This window comes from Nonomuraea sp. CA-141351, assembly GCF_050944675.1.
In the GTDB taxonomy this organism is placed as follows: Bacteria; Actinomycetota; Actinomycetes; order Streptosporangiales; family Streptosporangiaceae; genus Nonomuraea.
In genome coordinates, this window is the sequence record NZ_CP191982.1 from 4298471 (window position 1) to 4311119 (window position 12649).

Here is a 12649-nt window from a genome sequence, read left to right on the forward strand (position 1 = left end):
CCTACCTACCCGGCGAAGTAGGAGCCCGACCACAGCTTGTTTGCCCGGTAGTAGTGGGCGGCCAGTTCGGGGAACTCCTGGCGCATCCGCCGCGAGGACACCCCTTTCAACGAGTTGACGAGCTTGGACAGGGCGATCTTGGGTGGGAAGTTCACCAGCAGGTGGACGTGATTGTTGTCGCCGTTGAACTCACGCAGTTCGGTCTCGAAGTCGGCGCACACATCCCTCATGATCTCTTCCAGCCGTGTCAGGTGCTCGCCGTTGAAGACCTGGTGGCGGAACTTGGTCACGAAAACCAAATGAGCGTGCAGGACGAAAACGCGCTGCGGCTGCGCAACGACGCACATGAGGCCGGCCTGCCGTTCGTCACCGACGCCGACCTGTCCCGGCAGGTCATCACCGAGGCGAAGAAGCACCCCGACCGGGTGTGGCTGGGCGAGGTGTCGGCGGTGGTGCTCCAGCAGGCGCTGGCCGACTGCACGAGGGCGTTCCGCAACTTCTTCGCCTCGTTGTCAGGCAAACGGAAAGGCCCGAAGCTGGGCGCTCCCCGGTTCCGGTCCCGCAAGGACAACCGGCAGGCGATCCGGTTCACCCGCAACGCCCGATTCTCGATCACGCCGGGCGGGAAGCTGCGCCTGCCGAAGATCGGAGACGTGGCGGTGCGCTGGTCGCGGGAGCTGCCCTCCGAGCCATCCAGCGTGAGCGTGATCAAAGATGCGGCGGGCCGGTATTTCGCGTCTATCGTCGTGGAGGTCAGCGCCTCACCCCTGCCGGAAAGCCGGATCGAGAGCGGGATCGACCTGGGTCTTGGACACTTCGCTGTCCTGTCGGACGGGCGGAAGATCGATTCGCCCCGGTTCCTGCGGCGGGCGGAGAAGAAACTCAAGCGGGCGCAGAAGGCCCTGTCCCGCAAGGAGAAAGATTCCAAGAACCGGGCCAAGGCCCGGCTTGTGGTCGCCCGGCAGCACGCCAAGGTCGCCGACACGCGGCGCGAGTTCCACCACCAGCTCTCCACACAGATCATCCGCGAGAACCAAGCGGTGTATGTGGAGGACCTGGCGGTCAAGGGATTGGCGCGCACCCGGCTGGCCAAGAGCGTGCATGATGCGGGCTGGTCGTCGTTCGTGGCCATGCTGGAGTACAAGGCGCGCCTGTACGGCAAGACCTTCGTCAAGGTCAGTCGCTGGTTCCCGAGTAGCAAGCTGTGCTCGGTATGTGGAGCCGTACGGCAGGACATGCCCCTGTCGGTGCGGGAGTGGACCTGCTCCTGCGGTGCGGCCCACGACCGGGACATCAACGCCGCGCTCAATATCCTCGCCGCCGGACGGGCGGAGAGGCAAAACGCCTGTGGAGGGCCGGTAAGGCCGGGCGCGAACCCGGCACGACCCGTCGAAGCAGGAAGCCAAGGAAGTGTCGCCGCGTGAACGACAGCGGCACAGGCCAGAATCGTCGGGCTCAGCCCGGCGAGCGCGTCAAACGCTGCAGCTCGGGCTCGCCACGTTCGCCGGGGCCCGGCACACCGAGTGGTCGGCGCTGATGGCCGGGAACGTGGTGGCGGTGCTGCCGCTGGTGGCCGCGTTCGTGCTGGCGCAGCGCCACTTCGTGGCCACGATGAGCTTCAGCGGGCTCAAGGGCTGATGATGTTTGCACTGGTGGGGCGTGCGTAGGAGGATGCGCACAGCCCACCTAGGAGGATGACATGTCGGTGTTGCAGAGTTTCGTGGAGAGCGTGCGCAGCGGGGCGATCGAGGTGATCGACCTCACCGCGCCCCTCTCGTCCGAGACGCCGATCCTCCAGTTGCCCGAGCCGTTCGGCAACACGATCCCGTTCCGCCTGGAGGAGATCAGCCGCTACGACGACCGCGGCCCCGCCTGGTACTGGAACGACATCCACACAGGCGAGCACAGCGGCACCCACTTCGACGCCCCCATCCACTGGATCACCGGCCGCGATGGGCAGGACGTCTCCCAGGTGCCCGCGCGCAGCCTCATCGCGCCCGCCGTCGTGCTCGACTTCTCGGCCGAGGCGGCCAAGGACCCCGACTTCCTCCTCCAGATCGACCACGTCCAGGAGTGGGAGCGCGCCAACGGGCCGCTGCCCGACGGCGGCTGGCTGCTCTACCGGACCGGGTGGGACTCCCGGGCCGGCGACCAGGCCGCCTTCCTGAACGCCGACGCCACCGGCCCCCACACGCCCGGCATGTCGGTGGAGTGCGCCTCGTGGCTGGCCTCCTCCACGCCCATCGTCGGCATCGGCGTCGAGACCGTCGGCACCGACGCGGGCGCCGCCCACTCCTTCGACCCGGCCTTCCCGTGCCACTCCTACCTGCTGGGGGCGGGCAAGTACGGCCTCACCCAACTGTGCAACCTGGACCGGCTGCCCGTGACCGGCGCCGTCGTGGTCGCGCCGCCGCTGCCCATCGTGGGCGGCTCCGGCAGCCCCGTACGCGTGCTGGCCCTGGTGGAGCGTTGATCGTCGCGGAGGCCGTGGGCCGGGCCCTTGCCGCCTGCGGCGTCGAGACCGCCTTCGGGGTGGTCGGCAGCGGCAACTTCCACGTCACGAACGCCCTCGTGGCCTGCGGGGTGCGCTTCGTCGCCGCCCGCCACGAGGGCGGGGCCGCCACCATGGCCGACGCGTACGCGCGCATGAGCGGCGGGGTCGGCGTCGTGTCGGTGCACCAGGGGCCGGGGCTCACGAACGCCATGACCGGCCTCACCGAGGCGGCCAAGAGCCGCACGCCGCTGATCGTGCTCGCCGGAGAGGCCACGGAGGTCCAGTCCAACTTCCACATCGACCAGGCCGCGCTGGCCACAGCGGTGGGAGCGGTGGCGATGCGGGTCACCTCGCCGGAGGAGGCGGTGTCGCGGGCGGCGGAGGCGTACCGGGTGGCCATGGAGGAGCGGCGCACGGTCCTGCTGAACCTCCCCCTCGACGTCCAGGCCGCCCCCTTCGACGGCCCCGTGGAGCCCGGCGCGGACCGCGCCGGGTCTGCCGCCGCCGTCCCCTCGTCTCGGTCCGGGGTGGCGGAGCTGGCGCGGTTGCTGGGCTCGGCCCGGCGGCCGGTGTTCATCGCCGGGCGCGGCGCCCGGCACGCGCGGCGGGAGCTGGAGGAGCTCGCCGGCCTCACGGGCGCCCTGCTGGCCACCTCGGCGGTCGCGAAGGGCCTCTTCCGCGGCAGCCCATGGGACCTCGACGTGAGCGGCGGCTTCGCGACGCCCCTGACCGCCGAACTCATCCGCGACGCCGACCTGGTCGTCGCGTGGGGATGCGCGCTGAACATGTGGACCACCCGCCACGGCACGCTGATCCAGCCGGGCGCCAAAGTGGTCAAGGTGGACCTCGACCCGGTGGCCTTCAAGACCCATGTGCCCGCCGACCTGGGCGTGGAGGGCGACGTGGCCGCCGTCGCCAAGGCCCTGGCCACCGGCCTCACCCCACGTCAGGGGTACCGGTCGGACGAGATCGCGCGGCGCGTCCGGGCCGAGAGGCGCTGGCGGGACGTGCCGTACGAGGACGAGAGCGGCGGCGGGCGGATCGACCCCAGGACGCTCACCATCGGGCTGGACGACCTCCTGCCGCGGGAGCGCATCATCGCCATCGATTCCGGAAATTTCATGGGATATCCGTCGATGTTCCTCGATGTCCCGGATGAGGGTGGATTCTGCTTCACACAGGCGTTCCAGTCGATCGGGCTCGGGCTGGCGACGGCGATCGGCGCCGCGGTGGCCCGGCCGGACCGGCTGCCGGTGGCCGCGCTCGGCGACGGCGGCGCCCTCATGGGCATCGCGGAGCTGGAGACCGTCGTCCGGCTCGGCCTCCCGATGGTGATCGTGGTGTACGACGACGAGGCGTACGGGGCGGAGGTCCACCATTTCGGGCCGCACGGGCACCCGCTCGGCACGGTCACGTTCCCGCCCGCCGACCTCGCCGCCATCGCCCGGGGCCACGGCTTCGCCGCCGTGACGGTCACCGAGCCGTCCGACCTGGCGGGCGTGGCCGAATGGCTCGACGGGCCGCGCGACCGGCCGCTCCTGGTGCACGCCAAGGTCACGGGGGAGCACGGCTCCTGGTGGCTGGAGGAGGCCTTCAAAGGCCACTGAGCTCCAGAGCTCGCGACAGGTGCGGCCTCCTCGGCTGAGCTTCAGAGCTTGCGGTAGGTGCGGGCCTCCTCGGCCGCCTCCAGCACGTCGGAGAGCGGCACACCCGCGCCCGCCGCCACCGCCGCCGCGATGGCCCCCTCCACGAACGGCACGTCCGCCACCACCACCCGCCCGTCCTCCTCCAGCAGGCGGGCGGTCAGCACCGAGCTGCCCAGGTCGGGGATGAGCACCACCCCGTCCCCCTGGTCGACGCTGCGCAGCGCCGCCTCGATGAGGTCCACGCTCGTGCCCAGCCCGCCGTCCGCGGTGCCACCGGCGGCCGCCACCGGCGTGCCGGCACCGGCGATCCCGCGAGCCAGCGCCGCCGCCTCGGCCGCCAGCCCCGCACTGTGCGCGACGAGCACCAGGCCCACCATCACACGCCGCCAGTCTCGGCAGAGACCGCGCTTCCGGCGCCGGGGGCGGCCATCACGCCACCACCTCGGCCAGGGCCGTCATGAACAGGGCCGCCGACGCCGCCCCCGGATCCTCGTGCCCGATGCTGCGCTCGCCCAGATAGCTGGCCCGCCCCTTCCGCGCCTGCATCGGAATCGTCGCCTTCGCCCCCTCCTCGGCCGCCTTGGCCGCCAGCTCGAACGCCTCCCGCACCCCCACCCCGTCACGTACGGCCAGGGCAAGCGCCCGCGAGGCCGGAGCCAGCGCGTCCACCATGGTCTTGTCACCCAGCGCGGCCTTGCCCAGCCGTTCGAGCGCCACCACCCCGTCCTCGAAGGACGCCGCGAACGCGGCCAGCGTCACCGGCGACTCCAGCGACTTGGCCATCTGCCGGAACACGGACCCGTACAGCGGCCCCGAGGCGCCCCCGACACGGCGGATCAGCGTCGCGCCCGCCAGGGCCAGCACCTGCCCCGGCGAATCGGGCGGCGACCCGGCCAGCGCCGCGCGGACCTCGGTGAGGCCGCGGTCGAGGTTCGTGCCGTGGTCGGCGTCGCCGATCGCCGCGTCCAGCTGGGTGAGCCGGTCGCGGTCCCTGTGCACCAGCCTGGCCGCCTCCTCGAACCAGGCCACGAACACCTCGGCGTCCATCAGCGCCCCCAGCGCAGCCCCGGCGTCTCGACCGGCGCGTCCCACAGGCGGGTCAGCGTGTCGTCGAGCAGGCAGATCGACACGGAGAAGCCCTGCATGTCCAGGCTCGTCACGTAATTGCCCACCAGAGAGCGCGCCACCCGGGCCCCCTTGCCCTTGACGAACGCCGCCACCTCGGCGAAGACCACGTACAGCTCCATGAGAGGGGTCGAGCCCATGCCGTTCACCATGACCAGCAGGTCGCCCCGGAGCGGCAGATCGCCGTGGATCGCCTCCATGGCGACCCCGGCCAGCTCGCGCGCCGACACCATCGGCACGCGGGCCCGGCCCGGCTCGCCGTGGATGCCGATGCCCAGCTCCACGTCCGTCTCCGGCAGGTCGAACGTCGGCTTGCCCACATGCGGCGTCGTACACGATGTCAGCGCGATGCCGAACGACCTGCTGCGCTCGTCGACCTCGCCCGCCACCAGCGCGACCTGGGCCAGCGGCGCTCCCTGCTCGGCCAGCGCGCCCGCCGCCTTCTCCACGAACACCGTCGCCCCGGTGCCGCGGCGGCCCGCCGTGTAGAGGGAGTCCTGCACGGCCACGTCGTCGTCGACCAGCACGCTCGCCACCTCGACGTCCTCGGCCACCTCGGCGGCCATCTCGAAGTTCAGCACGTCGCCGGTGTAGTTCTTGACGATGTGCAGGACCCCCGCGCCGCCGTCGACCGCCCTGGTGGCGTCGATGATCTGGTCGGGGACCGGCGAGGTGAAGATCTCACCGGGGCAGGCGGCGTCGAGCATGCCGTACCCGACGAAACCGGCGTGCAGCGGCTCGTGCCCCGAGCCCCCGCCCGAGACCAGGCCGACCTTCCCGGCCCGCGGGCCCTCGGCCCGGTAGACCACCCGGTCGCGGATCCGCAGCGAGGGGTGGGCCGCGGCCATGCCGTTCAGTGCGTCCTCAACGACGGAGTCGGCCGTGTTGATGAGCTTCTTCATGGTGTGAAGATCTGCCCATTTCCATCAGGGCGCAAGCGTCGTAGCGTGGTCGGGGTGGATGTCGTCTACAACCCCTACGACCCGCTGGTCAACGACGACCCGTATCCCGTCTACGCGCGGTTACGCAGGGAAGCGCCGATCTATCACAACGCCGAGCTCGGCTTCTGGGCGCTGTCGCGGCACGCCGACGTGTCCGCCGCGCTCGGCGACAGCGCGCTCCTGTCCAGCGACCACGGCCCCATGCTCGACCCGGGCGCGTGGGGTCCGCAGGCGCGCACCTACTTGTCGTTCATCGCCATGGACCCGCCGGAGCACACCCGCATGCGGGCCATCGTCTCGCGTGCCTTCACCCCGCGCCGGGTGGCCGCGCTCGAGCCCATGATCAGGCAGATCGCCCGGGGCTACATCGAGGAGGGCCTCGAGCGCGGGACGTTCGACTTCGCCCGCGACTTCGCGGCCAAGCTGCCGCTCGACGTGATCTCCGAGCTGATGGGCGTGCCGCCGTCCGAGCGGGCCGGCGTACGCCGCAATTCCGACGCGCTGGTCAGGTACGACCCGGGCGGGAAGATGGCGGAGGACGGGCTCAAGAGCATCCTGTCGCTCGGCGACTACTACGCCTCGATCGTCGCCGACCGCCAGGCCACGCCCCGCGACGACCTCGTCTCGGCGCTCGCCGCCGACGGCGAGCTGAGCGTCGAGGAGATCGTGGCGTTCGTGTTCCTGCTGCTCGGGGCGGGCTCGGAGACCACCACCCACCTGCTCGGCGCCGCCTGGTACTGGGCGTGGCGCAACCCCGACCAGCGCGCCGCCGCCTTCGGCGGGGCCATCGCGCAGTGGGCGGAGGAGACGCTGCGCTACGACACCCCGGCGCACGGCCTCGCCCGCCGCCTCACCTCGCCAACCGAGTGGTACGGCGTACTCGTGCCCGCCGACGCCAAGGTGTGGATCGTGATCGGATCCGCCAACCGGGACGAGTCGGTCTTCCCCGACCCCAATGTCTACGATCTCGGCAGGGACACGTCGAGGGCCATCAGCTTCGGCGTCGGCCGCCACTACTGCCTCGGCGGCCCGCTGGCCCGGCTGGAGGCGCGGGTGGCGCTGGAGGAGCTGACGAAGGCGGTCTCGCCCTCGTACGAGATCGACGAGGAGGGCATCCGGCGCACCTCGCACGGCAACGTCCGGGGGATGGTCCGGCTCCCGACTACCGTGACACCTGCCTGAGTAGGCTACCGTCTGCTCATGGCTGAGATCGTGTACCCGCCGGTGATCGCCGCCGCGCGGACCCTGTTTCGCATGCTCGACGTCCGCTTCCACATGGAGGGGACGGAGCACGTGCCGCAGACCGGGGGAGCGGTGCTGGTGAGCAACCACATCAGCTACCTCGACTTCATCTTCGCCGGGTTCGCCGCGTTGCCGTCCCGCCGGCTGGTGCGGTTCATGGCCAAGCAGGACGTGTTCGACCACCGGATCTCGGGGCCGCTGATGCGCGGCATGCACCACATCCCCGTCGATCGCGGGGCGGGGGCGGGCTCGTACGCCACGGCTCTGCGCATGCTGAAGGCGGGGGAGGTCGTGGGCGTCTTCGCGGAGGCGACCATCAGCCGCTCGTTCACCGTCAAGGAGATCAAGAACGGCGCCATCCGCATGGCCCAGGCCACCAACACGCCCGTCATCCCGGTGTCGCTGTGGGGCAGCCAGCGCTTCTGGACCAAGGGCCGGCCCCGCAAGCTCACGCAACGGCACATCCCGCTCACCATCCTGGTGGGGGAGCCGATGCACCCCAAGCGCGGCGACAACGTCAACGACCACGTGGCCGATCTGCACACCCGGCTGTCGGACCTGGTGGACCGGGCGCAGCGCAACTACCCGGAGGTGCCGCCGGGCGTCTGGTGGCAGCCCGCCCACCTGGGCGGCACCGCGCCCACCCCGGAGGAGGCGGCGGCCATGGACGCGGCGGAGGCCGAGGCTCGCGCCAAGAAGGAGTAGACGCCAGACCCGCCGTCGAGGGAACCCGCCGGGACGCATGCCCCGAGCGGGATCAGCCCCCAGCCGAGCATCTCGGAGGGCACGATGTGCTGCCGGAGGCCGGCGGTCAGGACGTTCCAGAGCGTGACGACGAACCCGTTGCAGGCCAGGAGAGCCCCGAGCGTGATCACGTTCGGGCTCAGGCCGATCCCGATGAAGCCGAAGACGTTCGTGATTCCCGGGAGCTGACGGCCGGCCAGCACTGCCACAGGAAGCGGCCCTCCTGTCTATGATTCACTGATGCCCCCAAGATCCGCCATACCGCTTCTGCTGGTCCTCGGTCTCTTGGCCGGTTGTGGAGCGGCCAGGGAGAGCGGCCCGTCCGGGATCGTGTCCACGAAGCCGGCGGCCGCCGCGGCGACGTCCATCCAGGGACGCTGGTGGACGTGGGCGGCTTCTGAAGGCGAGAACACGAACCCCGTGACGGACGCGACGGGTGAGTTCTGCGATCGGAATCAGCCGGAGGACGTGTGGTTCCTCGCCGGGACCTTTGGCGGCACCTTGCGGCGGACATGCAGGATTCCCGTGGGGCGGCCGGTGGTCGTCCCACTGGTGAATCTCACTGGCACCGACGTGCAGTGCAAGGAGTTCATGGCCACGGCGAAAGGCAAGGCCACCCTTGACGGCAAGGCGGTCACGCCGGAACGCCTGGAAGAGGAGAACGTCGTCGTGACGGGTGCGGCGGGCAATCCCGTGACCGGTGAGGAGGGAACGAGCACGTCCTACGCTTGTGGTCTCTGGGTGCGCCTCCCCGCGCTGAAGCTCGGCCGTCACACGCTGCTCATCCGCGGGTCCTCCGGAGACTTCCACACGGGCGTCGATTACACGCTCATCGTCGAGACCGGTCAGCAAGCATGAGTGCGTCCCGATAGTTCGCCGAGCGCTGACCAGGCTCATGGGCCGACACCCGCCTGCGACTGTGCGGACGTCCTCGTCGCTCCGAGCGCTGAAGGGCTGAGCGGGCGGGCGTGCAGGTGCCGCCGCGGCGTACCGCCGGTGCTCGGCTGCAGGCACCGTACCGTACGGCACCGGCCACTCCCGCGGCGTGGGTCAGATGGCCGCCTGGTAGGCGCTGGCGCGCATGCCGGCGAGTAACCCCGCCGTCTGCTCAGGCGTGTAGCGCCGCACCGGGTCGTGGTGGAGCAGGCCCTCGATCAGCGGACGCATCACCCCGGCCCGCCGGGGCGGTGGGTAGGGGCCGCTGCGCGCCATCCCGAGCACCGTCGCCGCGTCCTGCCCGGGGTAGGGCGGCTGGCCCTCGACGGCGCTGTAGAGGGTGGCGCCGAAGGACCACATGTCGGCCTCCTTGCTGGCCGGGCCTCCGTGCAGCCGCTCGGGCGCCATGAAGGCGGGCGTGCCGCGCAGCCGCCGGGACGTCGTCATCCGGATGTCACCTTCGGCGGTCGCTATGCCGAAGTCGGTGAGTACCACCCGGTCGCCGGTCAGCATGACGTTGGCGGGCTTCACGTCGCGGTGGAGCACCCCGGCCTTGTGCGCGGTGCGCAGCGCGGCGAGCAGGTGCTGCCCGATCGCGGCAACCGACTGGGCGGGTAATGTGCCCACCTGGGAGAGCAACTGGTGCAACGAGAGCCCGTCGAGATACTCCATCACGATCCAGAGCTTGCCGCCCTCTTCGATCAGGTCATGCACCGTGACGATGTTCGGGTGCGTCAGGCCGGCAGCCATCCTGGCCTCACGCAGCACCCGGCGGCGCACCATCTCGGCCTCACCGGCCAAGGTCAGCTCCTTAAGCGCCACCGTACGGTGGAGGAGCTGATCGAACGCACGCCAGACGACGCCCATACCCCCACGACCGGCCTCCTCGTTCAGGAGGTACCGTCCGCCGATCTCCCGCATACCATCCCCTCATGCTCGGGGATAATCATGTCACTTCAGCACAGGCCGTAGGGTGCCTAACGTGATCCGGATATGTCGGAAAGTGTGGGTGTGCTGGTCAACGGCCTAGAAATTCGATCAGACAAAGCGCGCCACACCAGTCCGACACCCACCAAACATACTCCAGTAGCGCCCACGAGGACGGTGCCAAGCCCCGCGAACTCGGCCACCACGCCCCCCAGAGCCGCCCCGAGCGGCATCCCGGCCATGCCGACGAGGCGGTATGCCGAATTGACACGGCCCAGCAACTCGGCCGGGATCAGCCGCTGCCGGGTCGAGATCACCAGGACGTTGCCCGCCGCGCCCACCACGCCCCACAGGACGGCGGTCGGGTAGAGCGTCCACGGTGACGGCACGACGACCGGCACCAGGAGCAGCAGGCTGCTGGTCAGCCACGAGCCCACCAGCGTGCGGACCTCGCCGAAGATCCCCGAGGCCCGCCCCGACAGCAGGGACCCGAACACCGCCCCGACGGCGAAGGCGGTCATCATCAGGCCGTACTCGCGAGGCTCCAGCCCGATGTGCGACCCGTCGCCAACGGTCCAGAGCACGAAGACGGCGAAGTAGGCGGCGTTGGCGAGGTTGAGCATCCCGGCGGTGATGGCCAGGCTCCGCAGCACCCGGTGCGACCAGAGGTAGCGCAGCGCCTCGCCGATGTCCCGGCGCAGCGGCCTCCTGTCTCCCGGGCCATGGCTCAGGCGGTACGTGCCACGCATGCCCAGCAGCAGCAGGCCCGCGGCGCCGTACAGGAGGGCCGGGGCGCCGAAGAGCACGGCGGGGAGCGCGACCACGAGCAGGCCTGCCAGCGGGGCGCCGACGAAGTCGTTGCCGATCATCTGGGCGGTGGAGACGCGGCCGTTGGCCCTGGTGAGGTGGTCCTGGGGCACGGTCATGGGCAGGATCGACTGTGCGGAGGTGTCGGCGAAGACCTCGGCCACGCCGGCCATGAGCACGGCCGCCAGCAGCACCCACAGGTCGAGCAGGCCGAGGAGCGCCAGCAGGCCCGCGACGGACAGGATCACCGTGCGGGCGGCGTTGGCCAGGACCATGACGCGGCGGCGGTCGGCCCGGTCGGCGATCGCCCCCGCGTGCAGCGCGAACAGCAGCCACGGCGCCGTCGCGGCGGCTCCCACCAGCGACACCAGGGTGGGGGAACGGGTCATCGACACGGCCAGCAGCGGCGCCCCGACCTTCAGCACGCCGTCGGCCAGGTTCGACAGCGCGGTGGATGACCAGAGAAAACCGAACGAACGCCCCACTGCTCTGCTCCGATAGTGTGTAAGGGAAAGTGTGCATAGATTCCTTTGCAAAGATAGGCTTGCACAGCATGCAGAGCAAGAGCTTTTCCGCCCGGACGCTCGACGCGAACGCCCTGAAGTCCTTCGCCCACCCGCTGCGGCTGCGGATCTACGAGCTGCTGGACGAGCACGGGCCCTCCACGGCCACCAGGCTCGCCGCGCTGCTGGGCCAGAACACCGGCGCGACCAGCTACCACCTCAGAGAGCTGGCCAGGCACGAAATGATCGAGGTGGTGCGGGGGATGGGGCGCGGCAAGGAGAAGTACTGGCGCATCACGCCCGGGGGCTTCACCTACGGCGAGCCGGATCCCGACCCCGAGACGGCGAGAGCGCTGGGGGTCCTGCTCGACGACCTGGTGCGCCAGCGGGGCGCGGAGCTGGCCCGGTGGCGCGAAGAGGAGGAGACGGCGCCCGAGGAATGGGTGCGGGCGAGCGGCTTCGGGCGGAGGTCGCTGCGGCTCACGCCGGAGGAGACGACCGGGCTGCGGGAGGAGGTGTTCGAGGTGCTGGAGAGGTACCGGGCGCTGTCGGACCGCAGGGAGGGGGAGTCGCCCGCCCTCCGCGATCCGTCGATCGGGCACGTGGTCATCCACTTCGACGTGCTCCCGGTGGGGGCCGGCCGGGAGACGCCGGACGACGTCAGTTGATGAGCTTGAGCGCGAGCTCGGACAGCCCCTCCGGAGCCGTCTTCGGCGACCCCGCGTTGAACGGCGGCTGCGGGTCGTACTCGATGGCCAGCTGCACGGCCTGCGCCGTCGTCACGTCAGTCGCCTGGGCCAGCAGCGTCAGCGCCATGTCGATCCCGGACGACACCCCGGCCGCGGTCACGACCTTGCCCTCGCTGACGACCCGCTCGTTCACCGGCTCGGCCCCGTACTGCCGCAGCATGTCGAGGATGGCCCAGTGGGTGGTCGCCTTCAGCCCCTCCAGCAGCCCGGCGGCCGCCAGGACGAAGGAGCCGCTGCACACCGAGGTCGTCCACCGGGTGTGCTCGTGAGCCTGCCGGACCCAGCCCAGCAGCGCCTCGTCGGTCATGGCGTCGAACGTCCCCGGACCGCCCGGGACCACGATCACGTCAGGGCGGGGCAGGTCCGCGTACGAGGCCGTGGCGGTGAGGGTGAGCGTGCCCTGGTCGTCGGTCACCGGCCCGGCCTCGGCCGCGACGAACGTGACCGTCCAGTCCGGCGCGAACGCCAGCACCGTGTACGGCCCGACCGCGTCGAGCGCGGTGAACCGGGGATAGAGGGGGATGGCCACCTGCAT

Annotated in this window: 14 protein-coding genes and 1 pseudogene; 8 read left to right on the forward strand and 7 right to left on the reverse strand. The window is 70.9% G+C overall.

What is annotated here, in order from left to right; all coding sequences use genetic code 11:
• Nucleotides 1-8 precede the first annotated feature (8 nt).
• Nucleotides 9-347, reverse strand: a pseudogene (tnpA, locus tag ACQPWU_RS20370) (IS200/IS605 family transposase); the annotation flags it as partial.
• On the opposite strand from tnpA, the gene ACQPWU_RS20375 reads away from it, so the two are divergent.
• The 4 genes from ACQPWU_RS20375 to ACQPWU_RS20390 all read left to right on the forward strand — a co-directional run bounded on the left by ACQPWU_RS20375 (nucleotide 270) and on the right by ACQPWU_RS20390 (nucleotide 4101).
• The gene (locus ACQPWU_RS20375) at nucleotides 270-1424 is read left to right on the forward strand and encodes an RNA-guided endonuclease InsQ/TnpB family protein (protein ID WP_433445252.1); all 1155 of its coding nucleotides are present in this window, start codon (nucleotides 270-272) and stop codon (nucleotides 1422-1424) included. The pseudogene tnpA and the gene ACQPWU_RS20375 sit on opposite strands and share 78 nt — an antisense overlap.
• Entirely contained in the window at nucleotides 1411-1638 is a 228-nt protein-coding gene (locus ACQPWU_RS20380) for a hypothetical protein (RefSeq protein ID WP_433442278.1), read from the forward strand. The genes ACQPWU_RS20375 and ACQPWU_RS20380 overlap by 14 nt, the downstream gene beginning before the upstream one ends.
• A gap of 61 nt (nucleotides 1639-1699) precedes the next feature.
• The gene (locus ACQPWU_RS20385) at nucleotides 1700-2473 is read left to right on the forward strand and encodes a cyclase family protein (protein ID WP_360697822.1); all 774 of its coding nucleotides are present in this window, start codon (nucleotides 1700-1702) and stop codon (nucleotides 2471-2473) included.
• Nucleotides 2470-4101, forward strand: a complete 1632-nt coding sequence (locus ACQPWU_RS20390) for a thiamine pyrophosphate-binding protein (protein WP_433442281.1) — start codon at nucleotides 2470-2472, stop codon at nucleotides 4099-4101. Before ACQPWU_RS20385 ends, ACQPWU_RS20390 begins: the two co-directional genes overlap by 4 nt.
• Nucleotides 4102-4142: 41 nt before the next feature.
• Here ACQPWU_RS20390 and ACQPWU_RS20395 read toward each other — a convergent pair whose 3' ends face one another.
• Genes ACQPWU_RS20395 through dhaK form a run of 3 tightly spaced genes read right to left on the reverse strand, consistent with a single transcriptional unit; the run spans nucleotide 4143 to nucleotide 6167 of the window.
• Entirely contained in the window at nucleotides 4143-4517 is a 375-nt protein-coding gene (locus ACQPWU_RS20395) for a phosphoenolpyruvate--protein phosphotransferase (RefSeq protein WP_360697827.1), read from the reverse strand.
• A 52-nt stretch (nucleotides 4518-4569) separates the two neighbouring features.
• Nucleotides 4570-5187 carry a dihydroxyacetone kinase subunit DhaL gene (gene dhaL, locus ACQPWU_RS20400; RefSeq protein ID WP_433442283.1) on the reverse strand — a complete coding sequence of 206 codons (618 nt, stop codon included), beginning with the start codon at nucleotides 5185-5187 and terminating at the stop codon, nucleotides 4570-4572.
• Nucleotides 5187-6167 carry a dihydroxyacetone kinase subunit DhaK gene (dhaK, locus tag ACQPWU_RS20405; RefSeq protein WP_433442285.1) on the reverse strand — a complete coding sequence of 327 codons (981 nt, stop codon included), beginning with the start codon at nucleotides 6165-6167 and terminating at the stop codon, nucleotides 5187-5189. The genes dhaL and dhaK overlap by 1 nt, the downstream gene beginning before the upstream one ends.
• 54 nt (nucleotides 6168-6221) lie before the next feature.
• On the opposite strand from dhaK, the gene ACQPWU_RS20410 reads away from it, so the two are divergent.
• The 3 genes from ACQPWU_RS20410 (at nucleotide 6222) to ACQPWU_RS20420 (ending at nucleotide 9050) form a co-directional block, all read left to right on the forward strand.
• Nucleotides 6222-7388 (forward strand): cytochrome P450, encoded by a 1167-nt coding sequence (locus ACQPWU_RS20410; protein WP_433442287.1) that lies wholly within the window; start codon nucleotides 6222-6224, stop codon nucleotides 7386-7388.
• Nucleotides 7389-7406: 18 nt separating this feature from the next.
• The gene (locus tag ACQPWU_RS20415; RefSeq protein ID WP_433442289.1) at nucleotides 7407-8153 is read left to right on the forward strand and encodes a lysophospholipid acyltransferase family protein; all 747 of its coding nucleotides are present in this window, start codon (nucleotides 7407-7409) and stop codon (nucleotides 8151-8153) included.
• A gap of 279 nt (nucleotides 8154-8432) precedes the next feature.
• Nucleotides 8433-9050, forward strand: coding sequence for a signal protein (locus ACQPWU_RS20420; RefSeq protein ID WP_433442291.1), 618 nt, complete (start codon nucleotides 8433-8435; stop codon nucleotides 9048-9050).
• A 192-nt stretch (nucleotides 9051-9242) separates the two neighbouring features.
• On the opposite strand, the gene ACQPWU_RS20425 is transcribed toward ACQPWU_RS20420, so the two are convergent.
• Both ACQPWU_RS20425 and ACQPWU_RS20430 read right to left on the reverse strand, forming a co-directional pair.
• Nucleotides 9243-10049, reverse strand: a complete 807-nt coding sequence (locus ACQPWU_RS20425) for a serine/threonine-protein kinase (RefSeq protein ID WP_344984951.1) — start codon at nucleotides 10047-10049, stop codon at nucleotides 9243-9245.
• Nucleotides 10050-10105: 56 nt separating this feature from the next.
• On the reverse strand, nucleotides 10106-11347 hold the full coding sequence (locus tag ACQPWU_RS20430) for an MFS transporter (RefSeq protein WP_433442293.1): 1242 nt from the start codon (nucleotides 11345-11347) through the stop codon (nucleotides 10106-10108).
• Nucleotides 11348-11415: 68 nt separating this feature from the next.
• Here ACQPWU_RS20430 and ACQPWU_RS20435 point away from each other — a divergent pair, with 68 nt between their 5' ends.
• Complete coding sequence (locus tag ACQPWU_RS20435) at nucleotides 11416-12033, forward strand: ArsR/SmtB family transcription factor (RefSeq protein ID WP_433442295.1); 618 nt, start codon at nucleotides 11416-11418, stop codon at nucleotides 12031-12033.
• Here the strand turns inward: ACQPWU_RS20435 and ACQPWU_RS20440 are convergent.
• Entirely contained in the window at nucleotides 12026-12649 is a 624-nt protein-coding gene (locus ACQPWU_RS20440) for a DJ-1/PfpI family protein (protein ID WP_433442297.1), read from the reverse strand. The genes ACQPWU_RS20435 and ACQPWU_RS20440 overlap by 8 nt on opposite strands.